This window comes from Streptomyces sp. JNUCC 64 (assembly GCF_054484115.1).
This window is the reverse complement of record NZ_CM137015.1, coordinates 2,600,462-2,614,292: the sequence shown is the minus strand read 5'-3', so window position 1 is coordinate 2,614,292 and position 13,831 is coordinate 2,600,462. Positions and strand designations below refer to the sequence as shown.

Genomic DNA, 13,831 nt, shown 5'->3' with positions numbered 1-13,831 from the left:
CGGAACTCTCGTTACCGCTATGAGGGCCCCTCCCGCGTCGGTACGTACGTTCCGCACCAGCTGGGAGGGCTGTCTGGTCGGAGCCGATCGGGCCAGCGACCGGGCATCCTCAATCCTGTGCCCGTCGGTTGAGCCGACTCCACCGGGGCGGTCACCCATTCACGTGACCACGGCGGTGCATCGGCGCACTCAGCGGGCGCATTACCACCATACCCCGGAATCGCGCAGGCGCGATGGCCGAATTCGTCACGTAGGGGTCGGCGGGCCCGCCTCCGGCGCCCGGGGAACGGCCCGCGCCCCGGCCCCGCGGGCCGCGCCGGAGTGTGTGACCAGGGCCTTCCCGGACCGGACGCGGGGGCTATTGTGCGCTTCATGACGACGTCTGACCACGCAGCCGAAACGCCCGCCGAGCCCACCGGGATCGCCGCCCAGGACTGGGAGCGGGCCTCCGCCGATCCGCAGTACCGGGCCGCGGTCGTCGATCTGCTGGGCGCGCTCGCGTACGGCGAGCTGGCGGCGTTCGAGCGGCTCGCGGAGGACGCGAAGCTCGCCCCGACCCTGGCGGACAAGGCCGCGCTCGCCAAGATGGCGTCGGCCGAGTTCGCCCACTTCGAGCGGTTGCGGGACCGGCTCGCGGAGATCGGGGCGGAGCCCACCGAGGCGATGCAGCCGTTCGTCGCCGCGCTCGACGGGTTCCACCGCCAGACCGCCCCGTCCGACTGGCTGGAGGGCCTGGTCAAGGCGTACGTGGGCGACTCCATCGCGAGCGACTTCTACCGCGAGGTGGCCGTCCGCCTCGACACCGACACCCGCGCGCTGGTGCTGGCCGTCCTCGACGACACCGGACACGGCGGCTTCGCCGTGGAGAAGGTGCGCGCCGCGATCGACGCCGACCCCCGGGTCGGGGGACGGCTCGCGCTGTGGGCCCGACGGCTGATGGGGGAGGCCCTGTCGCAGTCCCAGCGGGTGGTCGCCGACCGGGACGCGCTGTCGACCATGCTGGTCGGCGGGGTCGCGGACGGTTTCGACCTGGCCGAGGTCGGGCGGATGTTCTCCCGGATCACCGAGGCCCACACCAAGCGGATGGCGGCGCTGGGGCTGGCCGCCTAGGGACGCTCCTCCCCGGCCGGGGGCCGCGCACTCCCTGACGGGGCCGAGGACGCGGGGGACCGGGGTGGCTCACTCCGGCGAGGCACCGAGGGCCGGGGCGCGGGAAGCCGGGGCCGTTCGCCGCCGAGCGGGGCCGGTCACCAGGGGCCGGCACGAGGACGCTCCCGGCGCCCACCGCTCACCGACGGCGCCCACCACTCACTGTGGGGCCGACCTGGCTCCGGAACCGGCGGAGCCCCCGGGAGCGGCCGGACGTTCACCCCCGGGCGGGTGCCGAAGCGGCGAAGCGGAGGGGGCGCGGCAGCAGCGACAGCAGCGCGGTGGCCAGGACCGCCGCGCCCAGCAGGGTCGTGGTGACGCCCGGGTCGCCCAGCGCGGTGCGGGTCACGAACAGTCCGAGCAGTCCGCCGACCAGTCCCGTCGTCAGGACCAGCCGGGCCGCGGGCAGCCGCCCGGCCCGCAGTCGCAGAACGGCCAGGGCGAGTCCCAGCCCGATCACCGCGCTCACCGTCACCCACATCATCCCGGCCCCTCCCCGCGCGGCCGTGCCGCGTCCGTTCGGTCGTTATCCCGATGTGCAGCGGGTCTACCCCCGTGGCCCCGCGCGCAACCCTGGACCCGTGCGGCCGGGCCCGGCCGGGCGGCCGGGACAGGGCGGCCGGGCGACCGGCCGAACGGCGGGACGGGGACGAGTACGGCCCCGTGCCTGCGGCGGGCCCGCCGCGCACGAACGGAACCCCGCCGCACGCACACGAACGGAACGAAGGAGCGGCCCGGCGGGAATCCCCGCCGGACCGCTCCTGGTGTCCGCTTCGCTCCGCTTCCGCGGGGTCGCCCACGGAAGCGGCGGCCCGCCGCTACAGCGCGCTGAAGCCGACCTTGCGCTGCGTCGGCTCGCCGATCTCCACGTAGGCGAGCCGGTCCGCCGGGACGAGCACCTGGCGGCCGTGGTCGTCCCGGAGGCTCAGCAGCCGGGACTTCCCGGACAGTGCCTCGGCCACCGCGGTCTCGACCTCCTCGGCGGTCTGGCCGCTCTCCAGAACGATCTCGCGGGGCGCGTGCTGCACGCCGATCTTGACCTCCACGGCTATGTCCCTCCGACGGTCATTGATGTGCGCGGCCCTCCGCGCCGTACCTGGCACACCCTAGCCCCGCGACGGCGGGCGCCACGCCCCGGTGGAGCACGCCGGTAGCGAACAGCGGACGGGAACACGCGCGCGGGCCGCCGGTGTTCTCCGGCGGCCCGTGGTCGGTCGGTCAGCTGTGCGGGACGGCCCCGTGGCGGGTGGCCCCGCTCCTACGGCGTCTGCTCCGTGCCGTGCAGCGGGAAGCCCGCGATGCCACGCCAGGCCAGCGAGGTCAGCAGCTGGACGGCGGTGTCCCGGGGGATGGCGCTGCCGCTGGACAGCCAGTACCGGGCCACCACCTGGGAGACGCCGCCGAGCCCCACCGCGAGGAGCATCGACTCCTCCTTGGACAGCCCGGTGTCCTCGGCGATCACTTCGGAGATCGCCTCCGCGCACTGGAGGCTCACCCGGTCCACCCGCTCCCGGACGGCGGGCTCGTTGGTCAGGTCCGACTCGAAGACCAGCCGGAAGGCCCCGCCCTCGTCCTCCACGTAACCGAAGTAGGCGTCCATGGTGGCTGCCACCCGCAGCTTGTTCTCCGAGGTCGAGGCGAGGGCCCCGCGCACGGCCACCAGCAGTGCCTCGCAGTGCTGGTCGAGGAGGGCCAGGTACAGATCGAGCTTGCCCGGGAAGTGCTGGTACAGCACCGGCTTGCTGACGCCCGCGCGTTCGGCGATGTCGTCCATTGCGGCGGCGTGGTAACCCTGGGCGACGAACACCTCCTGCGCGGCGCCCAGGAGCTGGTTCCGTCGGGCCCGCCGCGGCAGGCGGGTGCCCCGCGGGCGGGCCGCGTCTGTCTGCTCGATGGCTGTCACGCCGCCTCCCAAGATCGTTCAAGTGCGGTGTGCGCCGCGACGCCCATCGTACTTTTGGGTAACCGGTCGGCGCGCGGCGCCCGCGCAGGATTTCACGGACTGGACGGGGCGGGAACGCCCGTGAACACCCGGGAACGGGGACGGCCGCCCCCGGCCGGTCCCCGTCGTCCAGGGGGCTCCGGAGCCAGGGGCCGCGCGGCCGGGTCAGCGGTAGTCGTCCTCGTTCAGCTCGATGACGCGGGCCTGCTCGGCGCGGTCCCCCTCGTCGGCCGAGCCGGGGTCGGCGCCCAGTTCGGCGTCGTCCCGCTCCGGTGAGAGGTCCGCGCGCTGTTCCGCCGTGTCCGCTTCGGGCGCCTCGATGCCGATGGCGCCGGAACCCTCGCCGCCGGTGTCGTCGGTGCTGCCGTCGGCGGAGGCGTCGGGGGCGGGGGCGGTGGGTTCGGTGGTCATGCTGTCCTCTTTCCGAGCGGTGGGCTCTTCCCGAGGGGACGGGGGCTCTCCCGGGGCGGGTGCGGCTCGCCGAGGGGCGCGGGGGCGGACACCCGGGCGCGGGGGCGCACGGCCCTCCCGGTGCGGGAGAGCCGGTGCACCCACGCTAACCCCCATCTGTGACGCCGAACACACGAAAGCTGGCGTGATCCTCTCGTAACATTGCCGCATGTCTTCCTCGGAGTCCCCGCAGCTGTCCGCCGCGGCCGTGCCCCGGGTGGGCCCGGTCCGGGTCGCGGAGGGGGAGAGACTGCGCTCCGTCGGACTGCCCGGGCTCTCGCTCGCCGTGCGGGCGCGCCCCGCCGCGCGCGCCGGACTGCCGCCCGCGCTCTACGTCCACGGGCTCGGCGGCTCCTCCCAGAACTGGTCGGCGCTGATGCCGCTCCTCGACGACCTGGTGGAGAGCGAGGCGCTCGACCTCCCCGGCTTCGGGGACTCGCCCCCGCCCGAGGACGGCTCCTACTCGGTCACCGCGCACGCCCGCGCGGTGATCCGCTACCTCGACTCCACCGGACGGGGCCCGGTCCACCTCTTCGGCAACTCCATGGGCGGTGCCGTCACCACCCGGGTGGCCGCCGTCCGGCCGGACCTGGTGCGCTCCCTGACGCTGGTCTCGCCCGCCCTGCCCGAACTGCGCGTCCAGCGCACGGCCGTCCCGACCGCCCTGCTGGCGCTGCCCGGGGTGGCCGCCCTGTTCACCCGGCTGACCCGGGAGTGGACGCCGGAGCAGCGGGTCCGCGGCGTCGCGGGGCTGTGCTGGGGCGACTCGTCACGGATCACGCCCGAGGGCTTCGCGGCGGCCGTCGCCGAGATGGAGCACCGCCAGACGCTGCCCCACTTCTGGGAGGCCATGGCCCGGTCCACGCGCGGCATCGTCGACTCCTACACCCTCGGCGGCCAGCACGGGCTGTGGCGGCAGGCCGAACGGGTGCTGGCGCCGACCCTGCTCGTCTACGGCGGCCGTGACCAGCTGGTCTCGTACCGCATGGCCGAGCGGGCGGCGCGCACCTTCCGGGGCTCCCGGCTGCTGACCCTGCCGGACGCCGGACACGTCGCCATGATGGAGTACCCCGAACACGTCGCCACCGCCTTCCGGGAGCTGCTGCGCGACGCCGGGACGTCCGCCGGAACCGACCGGGACGGCGGTCGCGGGGACAGGAACCGCGCGGCTGTGGGACCCTCCGGTACGGACGAGTCCGCCGACGCGCAGACGGGGAGCTGAGACGCCGAGTGGGACGCCACAGCCGCAAGGGTCCCGCGGCGAAGCGGGGGAAGCCCTCCGACGACCGGACCCCCGACGACCGGACCGCCGCGCCCCGCGCCGGTGACGCCGGTGAGCGGGACGCCCGCGAGGGGCGGGTCCGCGAGCGCACCGCCCCGGACGCGCCCCGCCACGACGGAACGCCCGCCCAGGGAGTGCCCCGCTACGCGGACGGCCCCGGGCACACCGCAGGCCCCGGGCACACCGCAGGCCCCGGGCACACCGCAGGCCCCGGGCACACCGCGAGTCCCGGGCACACCGCGGGTCCCGGGCACGCAGCTCCCGGACACCCGGGCGCTCCCGGACGCTCGGCCGGTCCCCGGTACGCGGACGGCCCATCAGTCGCGGGTCCCGCCCGAGGGGCGCCGTCTCCGTACGGTGCCCCCACGCCCGCCGGAGGGGTTCCCCGGTACGCCGACGGAACGCCCGCCCGGGGCGTGCCCCGGGTACGGGGCGGTCACCCCGAACAGCGGGAGTCCGGTGGCGGCTGGGGCTCCCCGGACGGCCCCGCGCGTCCCGGCGCCGGTCCGTCCCCGTACCCGGGTCGGACGACCCCGGTCCCCGGCCCCCGACAGGAGTACCTCGACGCGTTCGGCACCGGGCCCGGCGGCCCCGCCGCCCCCGGGGGCGGGCAGCCGCCCCGGGGGCCCCGCTCCACGCTCCGGCCCCCGTACGCGGCGGGGCCGTACGCGCCGCAGTCCGCCGGACACCCCGCGAACGCGCCCACCGGCCACGGCGCCCCCGCCGCGCCCACCGGCCGTGACACGGCCGGATCCACCGGCTACGGCGCCGCCGGGCCCACCACCGGCTACGGGGCGGCGGGGCCGACCGGCCGGGGAACGGCGGGGCCGACCGCTCACCACGCGGGCGCGTTCGCCGCGCCCACCGGCCCGCCCGGGGCGACGCGTCCGTCCGGCCGGACCGCCCCGGACGCCGACGACCCGTACGCCTCCGTGACCCGGTGGGACCCCGACCCGGCCGCCCCCGGGGAGGAAGCCGCCGGGCACCCGGCCGATCCGGAGGAGGCACCCGGCGGACGACCGGGCCGCCGGGCCACCGTGCCGCGCCCCCGGCGCTCCGACGACGAACCCCCGTACGACGTCCGGGGCCTCTCCGGCCGGGGCGGCAAGGGGCGCGCGTTCACCGGGATCGCTGCGGCGGCGGTCACCACGGTCCTCGCCGTCGTCGTCGCCGGGCAGGTCGCCGACCGGGACGGCAAACCCGTCACGCCCAGCAGCACCAGCGGGGAGGCCGACCGCCAGGACGACGGGGCGCCCTCCCGTTCGGAGAGCCGTCCCACCCCCACCGACCAGCCCACCACCGCCTCCGCCCCGGTCGCCCAGAGCTACGAGCGGAAGATGGGCCGGACCTATCCGCTCGATCCGGAGCTCAAGGGCTCGGGGACCTTCGAGGCGGTGCCCGGCGCCGCGCGGGGGCAGGGCAAGGGGCGGGCGTTCCGCTACCGCGTGGACGTGGAGGAGGGCCTCGGGCTCGACGCCGGTCTGTTCGCGGACGCGGTGCATAAGACCCTCAACGACGACCGCGGCTGGGCCAACGGAGGAGGCCGCACCTTCGAGCGGGTCTCCTCGGGGAAGGTCGACTTCGTCATCACCCTGGCCAGCCCCGTCACCACCGCCGCGTGGTGCGCCAAGTCCGGTCTCGACACCACCATCGACAACGTGTCCTGCGACTCGGCGGCCACCGAACGCGTGATGATCAACGCCTACCGCTGGGCGAAGGGCTCCGAGACCTACGGGGACCGGGTCTGGGCCTACCGGCAGATGCTCATCAACCACGAGGTCGGACACCGGCTGGGCTTCAGCCACGTGACCTGCCAGACGGACGGCGCCCTCGCCCCCGTGATGCAGCAGCAGACCAAGTTCCTGGACCACAACGGGGTCAGCTGCCGGGCCAACCCCTGGCCCTTCCCGGAGAAGGACTGACCCACCCCGGTCCGTTCCGGCCGCGCCCCCGGTCCGTCCGGCCGTCACCGTTCCTCCGCGCCGGACCCGTGTCCTGCCGTGCCCGTTCCGCGCCCGTGGCCCCGGCCCGCGCCGTCGTGAGGCGGGCCTTGTGAGGGCTCCGGACCGAGGGGTCCGGGAGCGTGCCGGGACCTCCGGAGGCCCCGGGCGGGTCACCCCGTGCGGCCGGGGAGATCCATAGCGCGACAGAACGCCGTCCGCACCCGAAAGTTACGTCTCTTCACCCCTTCCGGTGGCGCGACGGACAACCGTCCGCCGCGCCACCGGCCTGTCCGCATACGTTCGTCCCGCTGCGGGCCGCCGAACGACGGCAGCCCCTGGGAGACGGGAAGCGGGGGCGCGCTCGTGCGGATCGGATTGCTCACGGAGGGTGGCTACCCCTATGTGGACGGTGAGGGGCGGCTCTGGTGCGACCGGCTCGTCCGTGGGCTCGCGGCACACCGGTTCGACGTCTACGCCCTGAGCCGTGACGAGCGCCAGCACCGGGGTCCCCGGGTCGAACTGCCGCCCCACATCGGACGGGTCCGGACCGCCGCCCCCCTCGGAGCGGCCGGGGCCGACGGGTCCGGGACGGGGACCTCGCGGAAGGCGTGGGGGCGCGGGGCGCGCCGACGGTTCGCGGAGTGCTACCGGGAGCTGGCGGACGCGCTGTGCGCACCCGGCGCTTTCGCACGGGAGGAGCGGGCGGAGCCCGACGCCCGCGACGTGAGCGGGACGTCGGGGGGCGGCCCGGAAGCCGGTCGGAGGGCCGGGGGCGGCGGGGGCGCCTCGGACCGCCTGGACGCCTCGGGCTTCGGGAAGGCCCCGGCGGACCGCAGCGGGACCCCGGGCCGTAGGGAGACCTCGGACTGGGGCAGGATCCCGGACCACAGGGGTACCTCGGACCGAGGCGGGGCCTTCTGGCCGCCGCACGGGCCGGAGGGCGTCGTGGCCGATCCGATAGGTAGGCCCACCCTTCTGGAGGACCGTTTCAGCAACGCCCTCTACGCCCTCGCGGACCTCGTCCGCGACACTCCCGGCAGCGCCCCGGGCCTCACCGCCGCGCTGCGCTCCGAGGCCGCCCTGCGGGTGCTGGAGGCCGCCTGTCGCGCCCCCGGCGCGTCCCGTTCCGCCCGCCACGCGCGCGTACCCGATCTGCTGGCCGTCGCCGCCCACCTCACCGTCGCCCTGCGCCCGCTCTCCCTCGACTGGTACGGACCGGGGCTCCTCGGCGACGTCGACCTGTGCCACGCGGCGACCGGTGGCGGTGCCGCGCTCGCCGGGCTGCTGGCCCGCCGCCACGACGGCGTCCCCCTCCTGGTCACCGAGTACGGACTCCCGCTCCGGCCCCACGATCCGGCCGGATGGACGGGACACGCCGGGCACACCGGGCACGCGGGACGGGCGGGGTGGCCGGGGCGGACCGGAGGCGCGGGGCGCGGGGCGCCGGTCGGCGCTCCGGCGCGCGCGCTGCTCGCCGGGTACCGGCGGAGGCTCGCCACCGAGGTCTACCGCCGTGCCGATCTGGTCACCCCGGGCAGCGCGCGCGTCCGCCGCTGGCAGGAGCACTGCGGCGCCGACCCCGCCCGACTGCGGATGGTGCGCCCGGGTACGGACCACGCCCCGTCCACCGCACCGGCCGGACGACCTGGACGGACGGACTCCCGGACCCTGCTGTGGGTCGGGGCCGTCGATCCCACCAAGGACCTCGTCTCCCTGCTGAGGGCCTTCGCCCGGGTGCGGCACGCCGAGCCGGGGGCCCGGCTGCGGATCGTGAGCGGACCCGTCGGGCCCCGGGCCGCCGGGTACCTCGCCCACTGCCACGCGGTCGCCGAGCGGCTCTTCCCCGGCACGACGCCGGGTCCGTCCCATCCGGGCCGTCTGTCCCACCCGCCCTGCCCGTCCCGTGCCTCCGGCGCCCCCCGCCCCCCCGGCCCGGCACGGCCGGTCGTCTTCGAGGAGTGCGGCGCGGGGGGAGCCGGGGGCTCCGATCTCGCCGAGGCGTACCGCGACGCGGGCGTCGTCGTGCTGTCGAGCGTCGTCGAGGGCTTCCCCGTCAGCCTGCTGGAGGCGATGTTCGCGGGGCGGGCGACCGTGTCGACGGACGTCGGCGCCGTGGCCGAGGTGGTCGGCGGGACCGGGCTCGTCGTGCCACCAGGGGATTCCACGGCGCTCGCACGGGCGTGCGTCACTCTGCTGCGCGACCCCGCGCGCCGCGAACGCCTGGGTGCCGCCGCCCGAGCGCGTGCCCTCCAGCTCTTCGGCGTCGAACAGAACCTCACGGCATTTGACGGCATTTACCGGGAGCTGGGGTCCCGCCGTACCGGTCGTCGCCCCGCGCGGGCCGTCCAGACCCCAGGGACTTCCCGGACGGTCCGCCCGATCGTCCGGACGGCCACGGCAGGGATCCACGACGGGGAGGGCGTGCGATGACCGCGCGCGGCGCGTCCGACGGCACGGCCGGGTCCATGACGGCCACCGGACCCCTCACCGTCCCGCCCTTTCCGACGGCCACCGCCTTCGCCACCGGCACCGGTCGTCCGGCGGCGGGAACGCGTACGGCGACAAGGGCCGGGACCGGGGCGGGCTCGCGGGTGGGCGCGGGGGCGGCCGGGCGGCCGGAATCCGTCGACGGTGACCATGACCGTGGTCCCGCCGGGGGAGACCCGGTGGCGGAACTGCTGCGGCACCTTCGCGAGCCGTGCGCACAGGCGGTCGACCCGCTGGAGATCGCCGTTCTGCTGGAGGCCCACGGGCTCACCGACCGCACGGTCGCGGCCCGCTACCGACGGCCGGACCTGGTCGCGCTCGCGGAGGAACTGCACACGCGGACCCCCCGCCGCCCGGAACCGGCCACGACGCCCCCGGTGCCGAACGTGCCCGGCGCGCCCGCCGCCCGTCCGGCGCTCACCCTGCTCCCGGGCGCCCTGGGGCTCGCCACCGGGCTCGCGTCGCCGTACGCCTCCGCCCCCTGGCGGCCCACGGTCCTCGCCGTGGGGGTCCTCACCACCGTCCTCGCCGCACGGGCCGCCTTCCGCACCGGCCCGGCCGCCTTCCGCACCGAACCGGCCCACGGACCCCGTCGGCTCCCCCCGGGCGCCCGGGCCTGGACGTGCTGGCTGCTCGGCTACACCGCGTTCGGGGACGGACTGCTCGCCGCCGTCGTCCGGGGCGGGCCCGACACCGTGCCCCCGTTCGTCACGGCGCCCCTCGTCGGACTCGCCCTCGCGCTGGCCCCCGCCGCCGGGTGCGTCCGGCACCTCGCCCGGCGGACGGCGCGCGCCCTCGTCACCAGCCGGGGGCTCGACGAGTTCACCACCCGTGCGCGGGCCCTGCTGCTGTGGACGGTCGCCCTGTTCACCGCGCTGCTCGCGGTCGCCCTGTGGGCCGCCGCCGAACTCCTCGGGCAACGCGCCCCGCTCCTCGGCCCGCTCGCGCTCGGCGTCCTGCTGCTGCTCGCCCGGCTGCTCGTGACGCACGGCCGCCCCGGGGCACCCGGCGCCGCGCTCACCGCCGCCGGGTGCGCCCAGGCAGCCGCGCTCACCACCGTCCTCGCGGCCCGGCTGCCTGGCTGGGACCGGCTCGCCGCGCCTGTCGACGTCCTGGTGGCCCTCGGCGGCCCGGGCGCCGTCCCGGCCCTGTCCTGCGGCGCGGCGGCGCTCGCCCTGCTGGCGCACGCGGGGCGCGTACTGCCCCGCGCCTCGGCGCACGGCCCCCTCGGAGGGCCCGCCCCATGACCCCACCACGGGCTCGCCCCATGACCCGACCGCCCACCACGACCCCCACCGCTCCCTCCCCCACACCCCCCGCGTCCCCCCTCACCTCCCCCACACCTCCCGCGAGGCCGACACCGCGGGCGTTCCAGTACGGCACCACCCCTGAAGGAGAAAGCGAGATGACCACCCTCCGATCCGGAGACCGCGTTCCTGGAGGCGCCCGATGAGAGTGCTGCTGATCGGAGCGGGCGGGTACATCGGCCGCTTCGTCGCCGACCGCCTCATCGCCGACCCGGCCGTCCAGCTCACCGCCCTAGGGCGGGGCGACGACGCCGACGTCCGGTTCGACCTCGCCACCGGCAGCCCCGGCGCGCTCACCCGGTTCCTCGACGCCGTCCATCCCGGAGTCGTCATCAACTGCGCGGGCGCCACCCGGGGCGGCGCCCGCGATCTGATCCGGCACAACACCGTCGCCGTCGCCACCGTCTGCGAGGCGCTGCGCCGCAGCGGCTGCGGGGCGCGGCTCGTGCAGATCGGCTGCGGGGCCGAGTACGGCCCCAGCCAGCCCGGCTCCTCGACCGCCGAGGATGCCGTGCCGCGCCCCGGCGGACCGTACGGCGTCAGCAAGCTCGCCGCCACCGAACTCGTCCTGGGCTCCGGGCTCGACGCCGTGGTGCTGCGGGTCTTCTCGCCCGCCGGGCCCGGCACCCCCGCCGGGTCCCCGCTCGGGCGGCTCGCCGAGGCGATGCGCCGGGCCATGCAGTCCGGTGACGGCGAACTGAAGCTCGGCGGCCTCGGCGCGCAGCGCGACTTCGTGGACGTGCGCGACGTGGCGCGCGCCGTGCACGCCGCCTCGCTCTCCGCCGCGCAGGGCGTCGTCAACATCGGCTCGGGGCGGGCGGTCCGGCTGCGGGACGCCGCCGCCGTCCTCGCCCGGGTCGCCGGGTACGGGGGGGCGCTCCACGAACTGGACGCGCCCGCCATGCCGCTGCGCTCCGCCCTCGGGCACCCGCGCCCCGACCCGGACCACATCCCCCCGGCCGCCTACCCCTATCCCGACGGGTGCGGCAGCTGGCAGCAGGCCGATGTGCGCACCGCCCGCGATCGGCTGGGCTGGCGGCCCCGCATCAATCTGGAGGAGTCCCTCGCGGACATCTGGATGGAGGCGGCGTGCCGCATCTGACGTACGCCCCCCGGGGCGTCCCCGTCACCGGCACCGGCCCGGGGGTGGGCGTGCCCGCTCACGCCCGCCCCCTGGCCGGGCCCGCCGGGTGGGAGGCGCTCGCCCGGACCTCCGCACCGCTGCACTGGGCCGTCCTCGATCTCCCGGACGGCCCCGGGGACCGCCCCGACCCCCGGTTCGCGGAGGCCGTGGCGCGGCTCGCCGGGGCGGGCGTCCGGGTGCTGGGCCACCTCGCGGCGGACCGGGGCCGGGCGCCCCTGTCCGGGCTGCTCGACCGGGCGCGGCGGTACCGCGACCGGTACCGGGTCGGCGGGTACTTCCTCGGCGGCTGTCCCGTCGACCGGGCCGGGCTGCCGACGGTGTGGCGCGCGGTGGACGGCGCGCGGTCCCTGCTCGACGACGCGCACGTCGTCCTCGGGCACGGACGCCATCCGCACCCCGACTACGCCGAGGTCGCCGACCAGTTGGTGACGTTCTCCGGGGCGTGGTGCGACTACCGCTGGTCACAGGCGGCGGAGTGGACGGCGGACCATCCGCCGGAACGCTTCTGCCATCTGGTCCACGGGGTGCCGCGCGGTCATCTGGACGAGGCGCTGCGGATCGCCCGCTGGCAGGGCGCCGGTACGGTCTGGTTCACCGACCGTCCGGAGCCCGGGGAGACGGGGGCGGTCGATGGCCCCACCACCGGTTCCCCGGAGGACATGCCCGGTTACTGGGACGAAATCGTCTCGCGGATCGGAACAGGTGTCTCGGAATGAAGAAGCCCGTGGCAGTGTTACACGCAGAACAACCTTCCGAAATACCGACCAACGGAGTCTCCGTGTCGCTGCCACCCCTGGTAGAGCCCGCATCTGAGCTCACCGTCGACGAGGTCCGCAGGTACTCGCGCCACCTGATCATCCCGGATGTCGGGATGGACGGGCAGAAGCGGCTGAAGAACGCCAAGGTGCTGTGTGTCGGCGCCGGCGGCCTCGGCTCCCCCGCGCTGATGTACCTCGCCGCGGCGGGCGTGGGCACGCTCGGCATCGTGGAGTTCGACGAGGTCGACGAGTCGAACCTCCAGCGCCAGATCATCCACAGCCAGGCGGACATCGGCCGGTCCAAGGCCGAGTCGGCCCGGGACACGGTCAAGGGCATCAACCCGTACGTCGAGGTCGTCCTGCACGAGGAGCGGCTCGAAGCCGACAACGTGATGGACATCTTCGGTCAGTACGACCTGATCGTGGACGGTACGGACAACTTCGCCACCCGCTACCTGGTCAACGACGCGTGCGTGCTGCTCAACAAGCCGTACGTGTGGGGCTCGATCTACCGCTTCGACGGCCAGGCGTCGGTCTTCTGGAGCGAGCACGGTCCCTGCTACCGCTGCCTGTACCCGGAGCCCCCGCCGCCCGGCATGGTGCCCTCCTGCGCTGAGGGCGGCGTCCTCGGCGTGCTGTGCGCCTCCATCGGCTCCATCCAGGTCACCGAGGCGATCAAGGTCCTCACCGGCACCGGCGACTCGCTGGTCGGCCGTCTGATGGTCTACGACGCCCTGGAGATGCAGTACCGCCAGGTCAAGATCCGCAAGGACCCCAACTGCGCGGTCTGCGGTGAGAACCCCACGGTCACCGAGCTGATCGACTACGAGGCGTTCTGCGGCGTCGTCTCCGAGGAGGCCCAGGAGGCCGCCGCCGGTTCGACGATCACTCCCAAGCAGCTCAAGGAGTGGATCGACGAGGGCGAGAACATCGAGATCATCGACGTCCGCGAGCCGGGCGAGTACGAGATCGTCTCGATCCCGGGCGCCAAGCTGATCCCGAAGAACGAGTTCCTGATGGGCTCCGCCCTGGAGACCCTGCCGCAGGACCGCAAGATCGTCCTGCACTGCAAGACGGGCATCCGCAGCGCTGAGGTCCTCGCGGTGCTGAAGTCCGCCGGTTTCGCGGACGCCGTCCACGTCGGTGGCGGTGTCATCGGCTGGGTCAACCAGATCGAGCCCAGCAAGCCGGTGTACTGACCCCACCCGCGCACCGCGTTCGACCACCGGGTCCCCGTGTCCTCTCCTCGGACACGGGGACCCGTCGTCGTTTCCGGGTTTCCGAGGCCGCCGGTCGGGGCGGTACGGACCGGGCGGCGGGTCCGGCCGACCGGGCGGCGGGGTCCGGACGTAGGCCCGGCCCCGCCGCG

At 75.8% G+C, this 13,831-nt stretch carries 12 protein-coding genes; 8 read left to right on the top strand and 4 right to left on the bottom strand.

Annotated features, from left to right (window positions below):
* Positions 1 to 372: 372 nt before the first annotated feature.
* Entirely contained in the window at positions 373 to 1,110 is a 738-nt protein-coding gene (locus tag ACVWNX_RS10405; RefSeq protein ID WP_454413616.1) for a ferritin-like fold-containing protein, read from the top strand.
* Between the two features lie 256 nt (positions 1,111 to 1,366).
* Here ACVWNX_RS10405 and ACVWNX_RS10400 read toward each other — a convergent pair whose 3' ends face one another.
* The 4 genes from ACVWNX_RS10400 to ACVWNX_RS10385 form a co-directional block, all read right to left on the bottom strand.
* Entirely contained in the window at positions 1,367 to 1,633 is a 267-nt protein-coding gene (locus ACVWNX_RS10400; RefSeq protein ID WP_454413615.1) for a hypothetical protein, read from the bottom strand.
* Between the two features lie 334 nt (positions 1,634 to 1,967).
* Positions 1,968 to 2,195 carry a DUF3107 domain-containing protein gene (locus tag ACVWNX_RS10395; protein WP_454413614.1) on the bottom strand — a complete coding sequence of 76 codons (228 nt, stop codon included), beginning with the start codon at positions 2,193 to 2,195 and terminating at the stop codon, positions 1,968 to 1,970.
* 212 nt (positions 2,196 to 2,407) lie between these two features.
* Complete coding sequence (locus tag ACVWNX_RS10390; protein WP_454413613.1) at positions 2,408 to 3,052, bottom strand: TetR/AcrR family transcriptional regulator; 645 nt, start codon at positions 3,050 to 3,052, stop codon at positions 2,408 to 2,410.
* Between the two features lie 204 nt (positions 3,053 to 3,256).
* Entirely contained in the window at positions 3,257 to 3,502 is a 246-nt protein-coding gene (locus ACVWNX_RS10385; protein ID WP_454413612.1) for a hypothetical protein, read from the bottom strand.
* A 208-nt stretch (positions 3,503 to 3,710) separates the two neighbouring features.
* Here ACVWNX_RS10385 and ACVWNX_RS10380 point away from each other — a divergent pair, with 208 nt between their 5' ends.
* The 7 genes from ACVWNX_RS10380 to moeZ all read left to right on the top strand — a co-directional run bounded on the left by ACVWNX_RS10380 (position 3,711) and on the right by moeZ (position 13,661).
* The gene (locus ACVWNX_RS10380) at positions 3,711 to 4,763 is read left to right on the top strand and encodes an alpha/beta fold hydrolase (RefSeq protein WP_454413611.1); all 1,053 of its coding nucleotides are present in this window, start codon (positions 3,711 to 3,713) and stop codon (positions 4,761 to 4,763) included.
* A gap of 476 nt (positions 4,764 to 5,239) precedes the next feature.
* Positions 5,240 to 6,745 (top strand): DUF3152 domain-containing protein, encoded by a 1,506-nt coding sequence (locus ACVWNX_RS10375; protein WP_454413610.1) that lies wholly within the window; start codon positions 5,240 to 5,242, stop codon positions 6,743 to 6,745.
* Positions 6,746 to 7,129: 384 nt separating this feature from the next.
* Positions 7,130 to 9,196: a glycosyltransferase gene (locus ACVWNX_RS10370; protein ID WP_454413609.1), complete on the top strand. Its 2,067-nt coding sequence runs from the start codon at positions 7,130 to 7,132 to the stop codon at positions 9,194 to 9,196.
* Positions 9,193 to 10,500 carry a hypothetical protein gene (locus tag ACVWNX_RS10365; protein WP_454413608.1) on the top strand — a complete coding sequence of 436 codons (1,308 nt, stop codon included), beginning with the start codon at positions 9,193 to 9,195 and terminating at the stop codon, positions 10,498 to 10,500. The genes ACVWNX_RS10370 and ACVWNX_RS10365 overlap by 4 nt, the downstream gene beginning before the upstream one ends.
* Before the next feature lie 202 nt (positions 10,501 to 10,702).
* A complete protein-coding gene (locus tag ACVWNX_RS10360; protein WP_454413607.1) occupies positions 10,703 to 11,662 on the top strand; it encodes an NAD-dependent epimerase/dehydratase family protein in 960 nt (319 codons plus the stop codon).
* On the top strand, positions 11,650 to 12,420 hold the full coding sequence (locus ACVWNX_RS10355) for a spherulation-specific family 4 protein (protein WP_454413606.1): 771 nt from the start codon (positions 11,650 to 11,652) through the stop codon (positions 12,418 to 12,420). The genes ACVWNX_RS10360 and ACVWNX_RS10355 overlap by 13 nt, the downstream gene beginning before the upstream one ends.
* Positions 12,421 to 12,482: 62 nt before the next feature.
* A complete protein-coding gene (gene moeZ / locus ACVWNX_RS10350) occupies positions 12,483 to 13,661 on the top strand; it encodes an adenylyltransferase/sulfurtransferase MoeZ (RefSeq protein WP_454413605.1) in 1,179 nt (392 codons plus the stop codon).
* Positions 13,662 to 13,831 lie beyond the last annotated feature (170 nt).